This is a genomic window from Streptomyces sp. CG4 (assembly GCF_041080655.1).
Lineage (GTDB): Bacteria > Actinomycetota > Actinomycetes > Streptomycetales > Streptomycetaceae > Streptomyces.
Window position 1 is genome coordinate 5928934 of record NZ_CP163525.1, and the last position, 13406, is coordinate 5942339.

9 protein-coding genes are annotated in these 13406 nt (G+C 72.5%); 2 read left to right on the plus strand and 7 right to left on the minus strand.

Features of this window, described 5'->3' with window-relative positions; all coding sequences use genetic code 11:
* Positions 1 to 45: 45 nt before the first annotated feature.
* Entirely contained in the window at positions 46 to 1317 is a 1272-nt protein-coding gene (locus AB5L52_RS26975; RefSeq protein ID WP_369366711.1) for a glycosyltransferase family 87 protein, read from the minus strand.
* Positions 1318 to 1554: 237 nt separating this feature from the next.
* On the opposite strand from AB5L52_RS26975, the gene AB5L52_RS26980 reads away from it, so the two are divergent.
* Positions 1555 to 3102: a glycosyltransferase family 39 protein gene (locus AB5L52_RS26980; RefSeq protein WP_369366713.1), complete on the plus strand. Its 1548-nt coding sequence runs from the start codon at positions 1555 to 1557 to the stop codon at positions 3100 to 3102.
* Here AB5L52_RS26980 and AB5L52_RS26985 read toward each other — a convergent pair.
* On the minus strand, positions 3035 to 3544 hold the full coding sequence (locus AB5L52_RS26985; RefSeq protein WP_351025308.1) for a MarR family transcriptional regulator: 510 nt from the start codon (positions 3542 to 3544) through the stop codon (positions 3035 to 3037). The two genes, AB5L52_RS26980 and AB5L52_RS26985, sit on opposite strands and share 68 nt — an antisense overlap.
* Positions 3545 to 3663: 119 nt before the next feature.
* Between AB5L52_RS26985 and AB5L52_RS26990 the strand changes: the two genes are divergently transcribed.
* Positions 3664 to 4077, plus strand: coding sequence for an organic hydroperoxide resistance protein (locus AB5L52_RS26990; RefSeq protein WP_351025311.1), 414 nt, complete (start codon positions 3664 to 3666; stop codon positions 4075 to 4077).
* 62 nt (positions 4078 to 4139) lie between these two features.
* Here AB5L52_RS26990 and AB5L52_RS26995 read toward each other — a convergent pair whose 3' ends face one another.
* From AB5L52_RS26995 to AB5L52_RS27015, 5 genes are all read right to left on the minus strand, one after another.
* The gene (locus AB5L52_RS26995) at positions 4140 to 6347 is read right to left on the minus strand and encodes a CDP-glycerol glycerophosphotransferase family protein (protein WP_369366717.1); all 2208 of its coding nucleotides are present in this window, start codon (positions 6345 to 6347) and stop codon (positions 4140 to 4142) included.
* A 6-nt stretch (positions 6348 to 6353) separates the two neighbouring features.
* On the minus strand, positions 6354 to 8564 hold the full coding sequence (locus tag AB5L52_RS27000; protein ID WP_369366719.1) for a CDP-glycerol glycerophosphotransferase family protein: 2211 nt from the start codon (positions 8562 to 8564) through the stop codon (positions 6354 to 6356).
* A 218-nt stretch (positions 8565 to 8782) separates the two neighbouring features.
* On the minus strand, positions 8783 to 11020 hold the full coding sequence (locus tag AB5L52_RS27005) for a CDP-glycerol glycerophosphotransferase family protein (RefSeq protein ID WP_369366721.1): 2238 nt from the start codon (positions 11018 to 11020) through the stop codon (positions 8783 to 8785).
* A 130-nt stretch (positions 11021 to 11150) separates the two neighbouring features.
* Positions 11151 to 12059 carry a carbohydrate ABC transporter permease gene (locus AB5L52_RS27010; protein ID WP_369366722.1) on the minus strand — a complete coding sequence of 303 codons (909 nt, stop codon included), beginning with the start codon at positions 12057 to 12059 and terminating at the stop codon, positions 11151 to 11153.
* Positions 12056 to 13399 (minus strand): sugar ABC transporter permease, encoded by a 1344-nt coding sequence (locus AB5L52_RS27015; RefSeq protein ID WP_351563243.1) that lies wholly within the window; start codon positions 13397 to 13399, stop codon positions 12056 to 12058. Before AB5L52_RS27015 ends, AB5L52_RS27010 begins: the two co-directional genes overlap by 4 nt.
* Positions 13400 to 13406 lie beyond the last annotated feature (7 nt).

Below are 13406 nucleotides of genomic sequence, written 5' to 3' on the forward strand. Positions count from 1 at the left end.
GAAACACTCGGTCATACGCTGCTGAGAATTTTTACTACTACCAGGTTACGAGAGACTCAGCGCCGCCCGGTCCGGAAGGCGGTCGGAACCGGGTCGGGGTTCCGTCAGTTGTGCGCCCTCTCCATCGGGCCGGGTCGCCCGCCACAGCCGGACGAACGACAGCACGGCCGCGGCCGCCAGGATCCCGTTGCGGGCCAGCATCAGCAGACAGCCGGTCCAGGTGGCTTCGATCACATCGTTGTAGCGCATCGGGAACTCCAGGGTGGTCAGCGCGGTCGCCGCCAGGACCAGCGCCGCCACCGGCCGCTGGCTCGTGGGGCGCGAGGTCACGCACACGGCGGCGAGACCGACCAGCCAGATCATGTACTGCGGGCTGATCACCCGGCTGGTCACCGTGAACAGCAGCACCGCGCACAGCGCCGCGTCGAACGGCGTGGCCGCACTCCAGCGCCGCGCCCGCACCCGCCACAGCACCAGCAGCGCGAAGGAGACCGCCGTCAGCACCAGGGCGGCGGTGGCGACGGCGTGCACATGCGGGCCGACCATCTCGACGGCGCCGTACTGGAAGCGCGGCCCGCCCGACCAGCCGGCGTGCCGCGCCAGGCTCAGCGCCGTACCGCCGAGCGACTCGATCTGCACCCCGCGCCCGCCCTGCTCCCGCAGAAAGGACAGCGGATGCCCGAACGTCACGACGAAGAGGGCGAGCGTGGCGAATCCGGCGCCCGCCGCCCATCCCCACGCCCCGCGCGTGGCCCGTCCCCGGGGCGTGCCCAGCAGTGCCAGCGCCGGCCACACCTTCACCAGCGCGCCCAGCGCCGCGAGCACTCCGCCGACGCGCGGGGAGCGGCCGAGCACCAGCAGGGAGAGCACGGCCAGGGCGGTGACCTGCACGTCGTACCGGGCGAGCGGGATGTGCAGCAGCAGCGGCAGACCACACGTCCACAGGGCCGCGCCGAGCAGGCTGCGCCCGGGCCGTGTGCCCACGGCCACCAGAGCCGCCGTGACCAGGGCGTCCGTGGCCAGCGTGAGCATCACGAACGCCTGAAAGTACGTCAGCCACGGCAGCAGGCCCGGCGCCAGCAGCACCGCGCCCGCGCCCGGCGGGTACTGCCACAGGGTGTCGTGCACCGGGAAGGAGCCGTGGACGAGGATGCCATACCAGTGGAAGTAGAGCTGTGACACCTCACCCGCCACCGTGCCCCCGCCGAGCAGCGGGACGCTGTCGTGGAGGAGCAGCCACAGCATCAGGCCACGCGTGGTGACCCAGAGGGCGGCGAGGGCGCGGACCGGACCGGAAGTGACACGGAGACGGTTCATCGCGTGGCAGCCTAAGCGGCGGGGATGGTGTGTCGATGCCGATACGCCGTGGTGCGGTTAAAAGGTTGGTTAATCGTAAAAGAACGGGCCGTGGTGAACGTCGGGCTTCCTCCGAAACCGCAGTCACACAGGGCGCCTGCCGTCACAGCCGTCGCACCGGCCGGTGGGGCGACGCACGTGCCGGAGAGCCGGCGGGCCCGGACACGCCGCCGGGTTGCCGTGGGCGTACCCGCAACGGTGATATTCACGATCGGGCTTTGGGGGCTCGACCGGGACGGGATGTGGCGCGACGAGGCCGTCAGCTTCCAGGTCGCGCGGCGTACGGTGCCGCAGATCTGGCGGCTGCTGCACGACGTGGACGCCGTGCACGGTCTCTACTACCTCCTCATGCACGCCGTCCTCGCCGTCCACCCCGGCGAGGTGGCGCTGCGGCTGCCGTCGGTGTGCGCGGCGGCGGTGACGGCCGCCCTGGTGGCGGCGCTCGGCAGTCGGCTGGCCCGGCCGTGCGTCGGGCTGTGGGCCGGGCTGCTCTACGCCGGTGTGCCGATGGCCGGCCACTATGCGCAGGAGGGCCGCTCGTACGCGCTGGTGGCGGCCGGGGCCACCGGTGCGACGCTGCTGTTCGTACGGGCCGTGCAGGGCAACTCCCGGCGGGCCTGGCGGGCGTACGGCGCGGTCCTCGGCCTCACCTGCTGGCTGCACGAGTTCGCGGTGCTGCTGCTGTGCGCCCACGCGGTGTCGCTGGCGTTGGTCCGGGCCCGGGCGCCGGTCTGGCGGAGCTGGCTGTGTGCGGCGGGCGCGGTCGGGGTCTCGCTGCTGCCGATGGCGCTCGTGTCGCGGGGGCAGGCGGCGCAGGTGGCGTGGCTGTGCAGGCCCACGGCGGATACGGCGCAAGAGCTGGTGCGGAGGTTCCTCGGGCCTGCGGGCGGGGTGTACGAGGTGTGTCTGCTGCTCGCCCTGGTGGGGCTGGTGGGTCTGGTGGGGCGGCGGGGTGAAGTCACCCTCGTGGGGGTGGCGTTGCCGTTGACGGTGGTCCCCCCTGCGGTGTTGATGCTGGCGTCCCAGGTCTCGCCGCTGTATGTCGACCGGTATGTGCTGTACGCGCTGAGCGGGGCGCCGTTGCTGGTGGCGGCGGGGGCCGAGCGGGTGGCGGGGGCGGTGGGGCGGCTGTGCGCCGGTGGCCGGACGAGCGGGTCCCCCCTGTCGCCGTCGTCTCTCGTCACCCTTACCGGTGTCCTCGCCGTCGCCCTCGGCTTCCTTCACCAGCTGCCGCTTCTCCGGGCCGATCGTGACCCCGGTGCCCGCGCCGATGACCTGGGGGCGGTTTCGCGGGTCGTGGAGCGGGAGTCGGCGGGTGGGGACGCGGTGGTGTTTCTGCCGGACAAGGTGCGCAATGCGGCCCTCGCCTATCCGGAGGCCTTCCGGGGGCTGCGGGATGTGGCGCTGGTGGAGAGTGCGTCCGAGTCGGGGACGCTGTACGGGCGCGAGGCCGGGGTGCGTGAGATGCGGCGGCGGCTGGGGCGGCTGGACCGGGTGTGGGTCGTGGCGGACGGGAATCTGCTCACCGGGCACCGGGCCCCGCGCAAGCCCGCCGAGCGGGCCGAACTGGCCGTGCTGAACCGGGACTTCACCGGCCGGAAGACGATCCTGCGGGACGGGACGGTCGTACGGCTGTACGTCCGTACGCAGATGCTCCGGCCACTGCTTTCGACAGGGCCTAACCCCTGGCCCAGCCCGCCTCGCGCTCCGCTTCCGCCACCGCCGCCGCGTCCAGCGCCGTCGTGAGCCGGTCGAGGCGTTCGCGCAGGTCGGCGAGTTCCGTGAGGTCGAAGCCGGTCGCCCCCATGATGCGGCGCGGCACCCGAAGGGCCCGCTCGCGCAGCGCCGCGCCCTCCTCGGTGAGCCGCACCTGTACCGAGCGCTCGTCCTGCGCGCTGCGCTCCCGGTGCACCAGACCCGCCCCCTCCAGCCGCTTGACCAGCGGGGACAGCGTGCCGGAGTCGAGCCGCAGATGTTCGCCGAGCTTCTTGACGGGCAGCTCGCCGTGCTCCCACAGCACCAGCATCACCAGGTACTGCGGATAGGTGAGCCCGAGGTCCTTGAGGATCACGCGGTAGACGCCGTTGAAGGCGCGGGACGCGGCATGCAGCGAGAAGCAGATCTGGCGGTCCAGGCGCAGCCACTCGGTGTCGGCGGGGGAGGAAGGAGAGGAGGGCGAGGCGGTCATGCCTCCCAGGGTAGCTCTTGCGAGCCATTTGGTTGTGCACAACTTAATTGTGTGCTCTACTTGTACCCGCAAGCCCGCAACGGACACCGCATCGAGAAGATCGAGAAGGACGGGTCACCATGGACGCGCTCTACACCGCAGTCGCCACCGCCACCCACGGCCGGGACGGCCGCGCCGTCTCCTCCGACGGCAAGATCGACCTGAAGCTGGCCCCGCCGGTGGAGCTGGGCGGCAACGGCGAGGGCACCAACCCCGAGCAGCTCTTCGCCGCCGGATACGCCGCCTGCTTCGGCAGCGCCCTCGGTCTCGTCGGCCGGCAGGCGAAGGTCGACGTCAGCGACGCGGCCGTGACCGCCGAGGTCGGCATCGGCAAGCAGGGCGAGGGCTTCGGGCTGAAGGTGACGCTGCGCGTCGAGCTGCCCGACACCGTGGACCAGGAGACCGGGCGCAAGCTGGTCGAGACCGCCCACCAGGTCTGCCCCTACTCCAATGCCACCCGCGGCAACATCGACGTCGACCTCGTCATCGAGTAACACGCGCATACCGAGGGGGCTGGTGCCACGCCCGCACCAGCCCCCTTGTCCGTCCCGCGTCCCTACGCCGACGTCAGCGCATCCCGCTCCGTCGCCTGCCCCGGGATCCGTACCGCGCCCGGCTCCGGCATCGGTTCGCCCAGCAGCAGCGTCCGTACGACCCGCTCGGCGGCCCGGCCGTCGTCGAACTCGCAGTACCGGGCCCGGAAGTCCGCCCGCAGCCGCGCCGACTCCTCGTCGCGCCAGCAGCCCGAGGCGAACAGCCAGGCCAGCTCCCGGTAGGAGTGCGTGACATGGCCCGGCGGTTCGGCGGTGATGTCGATGTAGGTGCCCCGGCTCGCGGTGTAGGCGGGCCAGTCGTCGGCGTGCACCACGATCGGCCGGTCCAGGCCGGCGTAGTCGAACATCACGGCCGAGTAGTCGGTGACCAGCACGTCCGCCGCGAGCAGCACGTCCGTAAGGTGCGGCTCGTCGGTCGCGTCGACCACGATCCCGCGCCGGGCCAGCTCCGCGAGACCCAGCCCGCGCGCCGGACCGTTCGCCAGCGACGGATGCAGCCGGACCACGAGGGTGTGGCCCTTGCCCAGGTCGGCCGCGAACCGGGCGAGGTCGAAGCGCTCCACGTGCCCGGTGCGGCGGTAGTCCCGGCGGGTCGGCGCGTACAGCACCACCACGTCCGTCTCCGGGATGCCGTGCCGCTGCCGGAAGTCGCTGTCGCCGCCGTTCACCAGCACGTCGTTGCGCGGGCTGCCGGTGCGCACCGAGGTGAAGTGGCAGGGGTAGGCCCGCTCCCAGACCAGCTCGGAGTGGCGGTTCGCGACCAGGCTGTAGTCCCAGCGGTCGGCCCGGCGCAGCATCTCCGGCACGTCGAAGCCGAGCCGGGCGCCCGGCCTGTCCCGCAGATCGGCGCCCAGGTACTTCAGCGGGGTGCCCTGGTGGGTGTGGATGTGCACGCTGCCGGGCCGCTTGGCCAGCGCGCCGGGCCAGTTGACGTCGTTGACGAAGAACGCCGCCCGCGCGGTGACCTCCAGATAGCGCCGCGAGCCCATGATCACGTGCTCCACGTCCGGCGGCAGCCGCGCGGCGGTCTCCGCGTCCCGCACTACCCACACCCCGCGCAGCTGCGGGGCGATCTCCCGGGCCTTGGCGTGGACGGCCGCCGGGTCGCCGAGCACGCCCCGGTGCGAGGAGGCCGAGTAGACGACCAGGTTCGGGTCCAGCGGGCGGCACGCGTGCAGGGCCGCCCAGCCGGAGCGGGCCCGCGCGCCGGCCGCGTCGCGGACCAGGCCGGCCCGGCGTGCCGTCTCCTGCCCGGCCCGCGCCGCCTGCCGCCGGATCCGGTACCCCGTCCAGGAGCCCTCCAGCGCGCCGGTCTCGCCGTCGACCAGGGCGCCCTCGGGCTTGTGGGCGCGGAACATCGCCGCCGTACGCCGGAAGAACTCGGCCTTGTCGGCGGGCGGCAGCCGGTCCGGCTCGGCCAGGATGTCCAGGCAGTGCTCGCCCATCCTGCGGTGCAGATACGGCCGCCAGCGCGCCAGCTCCGGGCGCTGCTCGACGAACGCGAAGACCCGCTCGTACTGCTCGTGGATGTCGAAGTGCTCGCAGCTGGTGGTGGACAGGATGCTGCCCTGCCGGCGCTGCCGGTGGTTCAGGCAGATCCGGTCCAGTGCGGCGATCCGCCGGGCGCTGAGCAGGACCGGGAAGGTCCAGGGGGTGTCCGCGTAGGAGCCGGGCGGGAAGGCGAAGCCCCGCGCTGCCACGAACTCCCGCCGGTAGACCTTGTTCCACACCACCATCAGCAGGTCCAGGATCCGCGGGTACGTGTCGACGGTGAAGGTGTCCGGGCCGGCCTCGGTGAGCACCTCGGCCAGGGCGTCGCGCCGGGTGCCGCCCCACCAGTAGGTGCGCGCGTGGTCGAAGACCAGCACGTCCGGCTCCGCGGCCTCCGCCAGCCGGTCGGTGACGGCCCGCAGCGCGCCCGGGGTGAGGGGGTCGTCGCTGTCCAGGAAGAACAGGTAGTCGCCGGTGGCGTGCATAAGGCCCGCGTTGCGGGCCCGGCCGAGGCCCACGTTCTCCGGCAGGTGCAGCACCCGCACGCGCGGGTCGCGTGCGGCGTACTCGTCGAGGATCGCGCCGGTGCCGTCGGGGGAGCGGTCGTCCACGGCGATCAGCTCGAAGTCGCCGAAGGACTGGGACAGCACCGAGTCCAGGCACTCGCGCAGAAAGCCCTGCGCCCGGAAACAGGGCACGATCAGACTGAAGCGGGGCACGGCGGGTCAGCTCCTCACGAGGGTCGCGGCGGCGGGGGCGGGGACGCGGTCCGCGAGCGGGATCACCGGCGGCACCGCCTCCGGCGGCTCGCCGAGCAGCACCCGCCGTACGACGCGCTCCGCGGCCCGCCCGTCGTCGAACTCGCAGAACTTCTTCCGGAACGCGGCCCTGAGCTCCGTGGCCTCCGCACCCGCGTACGAGCCGTCGCGGAAGACGGCGGCCAGCTCGTCGGCGGTGCGCGTGACCAGGCCCGGCGGCTCGGCCGTCAGGTCGAAGTAGACGCCCCGCGTCTCCCGGTAGACGTCCCAGTCGTCGGCGTACACGACGATCGGCCGGTCCAGGTTGGCGTAGTCGAACATGATCGACGAGTAGTCGGTGACCAGCGCGTCGGCGGCCAGGCAGACGTCCTCCGAGGAGCGGTGCGCGGTCACGTCGATGATGCGGTCGATGCCGCCGGAACTCCGGATCCGGCCCCGGTCGTAGAAGTAGTGGGCGCGCAGCAGGACGACCACGTCCTCACCGGCCGCGTCGCAGAACGCCGCCAGGTCCAGGCCGGGCTCGAAGCCGGTGTGGTGGTCGCGGTGGGTCGGCGCGTACAGCACGGCCGTCGAGCCCTCCGGGACGCCGAGCTCGCGCCGGATGCGCAGCACGTCCTCGCCGGTCGCCGTGCAGTAGACGTCGTTGCGCGGATAGCCGTACTCCAGGTGCTCGTAGGAGCCGGGGAAGGCGCGCTCCCACATCTGGGTGGAGTGCCGGTTGGCGGAGAGGTTGAAGTCCCAGCGGTCGACCCGGCCCAGCAGCCTGGTGTAGCTGCCCGACCGGGCGGCCACCACCGGATACGTCGACTGGTCCACGCCCATCGTCTTCAGCGGGGTGCCGTGCTGGGTCTGCAGATGCACACTGCCGGGCCGCTTGACGATCCCCTCCGCGAAGTTGGCGTTGTTGACGAGGTACTTCGCGCGGGCCAGCACCTCCCAGTAGCGCCGGGAGCCGATCACCGCGTGGTCCACGTCCTGCGGCATCGTGTGCGCCTGGCCGGCCTCGACCAGGAACACCGACCGGATGTGCGGGGCGAGTTCGCGGGCCTTGGCGTGGATCGCGGCCGGGTTGCAGGCATAACCCCGGCCCCAGTAGGCGCAGTACACGGCCAGTTCGGGGTCGAGCGGGCGGCGCAGGGCGAGGGCGTAGCGCAGCCGGTTGCGTACCGCGCGCGGGCGGGGCAGCCGCTCGCCGGCCCTGGTGGCCACCTGGTTGGCGCCGCGCAGCGCGCGGAAGGCGGTGTACGCGCCGGACGCCAGCAGCCGGTGCTGTACCCCCAGGCTGCCACCGGGCGTCCGGTAGCCCGGCGGCCGGTGGTGCCGGTAAAGGTGGGCCGCGCGGCGGAAGAACGCCCGGTGCCCGGACGGCAGCCGCTCCGGCCGGGACGCCGTCTTCAGCACAGCGGCGAACAGCTGCTCGAACAGCGCCCGGATCCGGTCGGCGGGCAGCGCACGCTCGGCGGCCGTCGTCAGCACCAGGTCCACCTGGTCGAGCACGGTGTGCTGGTGGGGCCCCGGCAGATGGAGCCGGCTGCCCTGCCGGCGCAGCCGGTGCCGTACGACGACCCGGCGCAGCACCGCGATCCGCCCGGCCGCGACGGTGGTCAGTCCGCCCCAGCCGAGGTCGGTGAAATGGCTCTCGGGGAAGGTGAGTTCGTGCTCGGTGAGGAAGCTGCGGCGGTAGACCGCGCTGCACGCCGGGAGCCGGACGCCGGTCAGCTCCGGCAGCTCGGCCGGGGTGAAGGCGCCCTTGGGGGCTCTGGCCAGCAGGGGCGCGGCCGGGTTGGTGGGCTCGCCCTCCCACCAGGGGGCGCGCTCGTGCTCGGCATAGAGCACGTCCACGCAGGCGGTCTCGGTCAGCCGGGCGTCCAGCGCCGCGAGCGCGCCCGGGAGCAGCAGGTCGTCGCCGTCGAGGAACAGCACATACGCTCCGGTCGCCGCCCGCAGCCCGGCGTTGCGCGCCCCGCTCGGGCCGGCGGACGGCGGCGAGCCGACCGGGGTCACCCGGCAGTCCCGCTCCGCGAATCCGGCAGCCACCGAGGCGGCCGGGGAGCCGGGGGCGTCGCAGACCGGGATCAGCTGCAGATCGCCGAAGGACTGGCCGAGAACCGAGTCCAGCGCCTGGGACAGCCGGGCGGCCGCCCCAGGGGACGGGACGATGATGCTGAAGCGGGGCATTCTGTACTTTCTGTCGTCTTGCCGACCGGGCCGACCGGGCCGACCGGGCCGACCGGGCCGACCGGGCCGACCGGGCCGACCGGGCCGACCGGGCCGACCGGGCCGACCTGGCCGGCCGCGCGGCCGGGCCGTCCCGCCGGACGCCAGGTGGGCGGCCGGCTCGGGGTGGGCCGCGTCGAACCGAGGGGCAGGGGAACTCCCCAAGCGATCAACGGTGTTCACCGCCTCTCGGGGACGGAAAGGGAACCGGAAGGCTGCGGCACGGTGGCCAGCGGGGAGCGCGCACAGGCCGACGGCACCGGCTTGCGCTCCGCCACCGGCACCACCGACGGCAGACCCGGCTCGCCCAGCACCACATGCCGTACGACCCGCTCGGCGGCGCGACCGTCGTCGTACGGGCAGAACCGGTCCCGGAACGCCGCGCGCAGCTGCGCCGAGCGCGAGCCGCGCCAGTGGCCGGTCGCGAAGATGTCGATCAGCTCGTCCTCGGTGCGCGCGACCGCGCCCGGCGGGCAGGCCCGCAGGTCGAAGTAGGTCCCGCGGGACGCCCGGAAGGCCTGCCAGTCGCCGGTGTGCACCACGATCGGCCGGTCCAGATCGGCGTAGTCGAACATGATCGACGAATAGTCGGTGAGCAGCGCGTCCGAGGCCAGACAGAGGGACGCCACGTCCGGGTGGTCGCCGACGTCGATCACCCGGGCGCCCGTGCCGAGCGGGCCGCCGCGGGTGGGGTGGGGGCGGGCCAGGATCACGAAGCGCGGGCCGAGCCGGAGCGCGATCCGCTCCAGGTCCAGCTGCGGGTGCTGGGTGCGCAGATGGTCGCGGTAGGTCGGCGCGTACAGGATCGCGACCGCGCCCTCCGGGATACCCAGCGCCTCGCGCAGCCGGGTCACGTCCGCCGAGGTCGCCCGCTGGAAGACGTCGTTGCGCGGGGCGCCGTACTCCAGCGTCGTGTAGCGGCCCGGGAAGACCCGCTCCCAGACCAGGGTCGAGTGCCGGTTCCCGGACACGACGAGGTCCCACTGGTCGACGCCGCGCAGCAGTTCCGCGAAGTCGGTGCCGCGGGCCGCCGCCGGGCGCTCCTGCAGGTCCAGGCCCATGTGCTTGAGCGGGGTGCCCTGCCGGGTCTGGATCACGATCTGCTCGCGCCGCTTGCGCAGCCGCCGGTCCAGCACGTCGTCCGTGACCAGGTACTTGGAGCGGGCCAGCGCCGTCCAGTAGGCGGCGGTGCCGGGCCGCAGCCGGCGCGGGCCGGGCGGGACCGCGTGCTGGTGCTCGGGGCGGGCGATCCACGCGGTCCGCACCTGCGGGGCATGGGTGCGGAACGCCTCCTCCAGGGCGCCCGGATCGCCGCCGTGGCCGCGGCCCCCGCCGGCGGCGAACACCGCCCGGTCGGCGCGCACGGGCAGCCGCAGCTGGATCCGGTAGTGCAGCCGCAGCGCGCCGGCACGCACGGCGCGGGCCAGCTTCACCACCGCCTTCAGCGTGCGCTGCCGCGCGGCCGAGAACAGCTGCCAGGCGCGGAACGTGCGGTGCAGGCCGAAGCGGACCAGGACGTTCCGCCGCCGCAGCCGGGCTCCCGGGACACGGTAGCGGCGGTAGTGGGCGCGCGCCCGGCGCAGGAACTCGCCGTGGCTCCCGCGCGGCAGCCGGCCCGGCCTGGTGAACACCGTCGCACAGTGGTCGACCATGCGGCGGAACAACTCCGGTCGCCACCGCGCCAGTTCGGGATGCTCCTCGACATACGCGAACACCCGGTCGTACTGGTCGAACAGATCGAAGTGCCGGGAGCTGGTGGTGCCGAGGATGCTGCCCTGGCGGCGCTGCCGGTAGTGCACGCAGACCCGGTCCAGGGTGGCGATCGACCCCGCCGTCATCAGCACCGGGAAGGTCCAGGGGGTGTCCTCGTAGTAGCCCGGCGGGAACGCGAAGCCGTACTCCTCGACGAACTCCCGCCGGTAGGCCTTGTTCCAGGCCACCATCAGCACCTCCAGCAGCCCCGGCCGGTCCTCCAGACGGAACGGCGCCGGGCCCTGCTCGGCGAGCTCGGCGGCGAGGTGGTTGCGCTCCTGGCTGCCGTCCCAGTACGTGCGCGCGTAGTCGTACACCAGGACGTCCGGCTCGCCGGACTCCTTGATCCGGTCGGCGATCGAGTGCAGCGCGTCCGGGGTGAGCGTGTCGTCGCTGTCCAGGAAGACCAGATAGTCGCCGCTCGCCACGGCCATCCCCGCGTTACGGGCCCGGCCGAGCCCCTGGTTCTCGGCCAGGTGCACGGGCCGCACGCGTGCGTCGTGGGCCGCGTACTCGTCGATGATCGCGCCGCAGGCATCCGGCGAGCAGTCGTCCACGGCGATCAGTTCCAGATCGGGATACGACTGCGAGAGCACCGAGTCCAGGCACTCGGAGAGATACGCCTGGACCTGGTACGCGGGGACAATGACACTGAACCTGGGCAAGGGACATCCATGGGTCGTCGGTCGGCGCGGGGACTTTGACCGGAAACGGCCGATGGAGTGAATTGGTTACGGCCCGTAGGGCCATACGGGCTACGGGCCGTACCACACACGGGCTACACGGGTACGCGGGCTACTTGACCGCGCCCGCCATCACCCCCGACACGAACTGCCGCTGGAACGCGAAGAACACGGCCAGCGGGATCACCATGGAGATGAACGCGCCGGGCGCCAGCACGTCGATGTTGTTGCCGAACTGCCGTACCTGCGTCTGCAGCGCGACCGTGATCGGCTGGGTGCCCGACTTGGTGAACACCAGCGCGACCAGCATGTCGTTCCACACCCACAGGAACTGGAAGATGCCGAGGCTCGCGATCGCCGGCCCGCCGAGCGGCATCACCACCCGGGCGAACAGCCGCAGTTCACCGGCCCCGTCGAGCCGGGCCGCCTCCAGCAGCTCGCGCGGGATCTCCGCGAAGAAGTTCCGCAGCAGGAACACCGCGAACGGCAGACCGAAGCCGGTGTGGAACAGGATCACCCCGAGGATCGTCCCGAACAGGCCGACCTTTCCGAACAGTTCGGCGATCGGGATCAGCGCCACCTGCACCGGCACCACCAGCAGACTGACCACGCCCAGGAACCACCAGTCCCGGCCCGGGAACTCCATCCACGCGAACGCATAGCCCGCGAGCGCGCCGACCACCACGACCAGCACCGTCGCCGGGACCGTGATCAGCACGGTGTTCCAGAGGGAGTGCGTGATGTCGCCGTTCTCCAGGAGCTTCCGATAGCTGTCGAACGTCAGCTGGGACGGCTTGGCGAACACCTTCCACCAGCCGCTCGCGCTCATGTCCTCGGGCGAGCGCAGCGAGGAGATGAGCAGACCGATCGTCGGCACCAGCCAGAACAGGCCCACCACGATCAGGAACGCCCGGACCAGACCGCCGCTCAGCCTCTCGGCGATCCTCGAACCGAGCGACTGCCGTGCCCGCACCGCCCGGCCGGGGCCGGCTTCCGTGATGCTCCCGGCGGTCGCCGTCATCGCCGCACCTCCCGCCTCAGCCGACGGATGTTGAATGCCATCACCGGGATCACCAGCACCAGCAGCAGCACCGCGATGGCGCTCGCGACGCCGGGCCGGTTCTCCGCGAAGCCCTTGCGGTACAGCTCCAGGGCGAGCACGTTCGCGTCGGCCTGGGAGGAGCCCGGCGCGATGATGTAGACGAGGTCGAACACCTTCAGCACGTTGATCATCAGCGTGACGGTGACCACCGCCAGGACCGGCGCGAGCAGCGGCACGGTGACCTTGCGGAACACCTGCCACTCAGTGGCGCCGTCCACCCGCGCCGCCTCCAGCAGTTCCCGGGGCACGCCCGCGAGCCCGGCCGCGATCAGCACCATCGCGAAACCGGCCCACATCCATACGTACGCCCCGATGATCGCCGGGGTGACCAGCGCCGGGCCGAGCCACTCGACACCGTTGTACGGCTCCTTGAAGTTGTCTGCCGGAAGCCGCAGTCGAGCCCCGTCGGCGGACGCGGGCAGCGTGAAGGTGCCGTCACCGGCCGCCTTGGTGGCGGCGACCACCTTGCCGTCCTTCACCGCCTCGATCCGCATCCCGGCATAGCCCAGTTCGGACGGATCGGGCACGCCGAGCTGTCCCACGCCCTTGCCGCGCGTGAAGTCCTGCCAGGTGGTGCCGGTGATCTTCCCCGGCTCCGGCCTGGCCGCCACGGCCTTCTTCGCACTGCCCGGCATCTGCTCGGGGGCGACGCCGACAAGGGGAAGGGTGACGGTCTGACCGACGTGCACGGTGGCCCTGGTGATGAAGCCGCCGTTCTGCGCGACGAGGGGCGACTCGCGGCCCGGGTGGGCCTTCGGGAACGCCGACGACTGCGCGAAGGTGTCGTGGACCCCCACCCACACCGCGTTCGCGACCCCCTTGTGCGGATCCTGGTCGTACACCAGCCGGAAGATGATCCCGGCCGCCAGCATCGAGATCGCCATCGGCATGAAGACGACCAGCTTGAACGCCGTTCCCCAGCGCACCCGTTCGGTCAGCACCGCGAAGATCAGGCCGAGCGCGGTGGAGACCGTGGGCGCGAACACCACCCAGATGACGTTGTTCTTCAGGGCGGTGCGGATGCCGTCGTCCGTGAAGAGGGTCTTGTAGTTGTCGACGCCGGCGAACCCGTCGCCGGAGGAGTCGTAGAAGCTGCGGATGACCGAGTACCCGATCGGGTAGACCACGAGCGCGCCGAGCAGCACCAGGGCGGGCAGCAGGAACAGCGCTGCCACGGTCTTCCGGGTGCCGGTCACGCTCCTGCGACCGCGGGGTGCGGCCGGGCCCGGTGGGGCCCCGGCCGCCGCTGCCGACGCCATCGCCGGA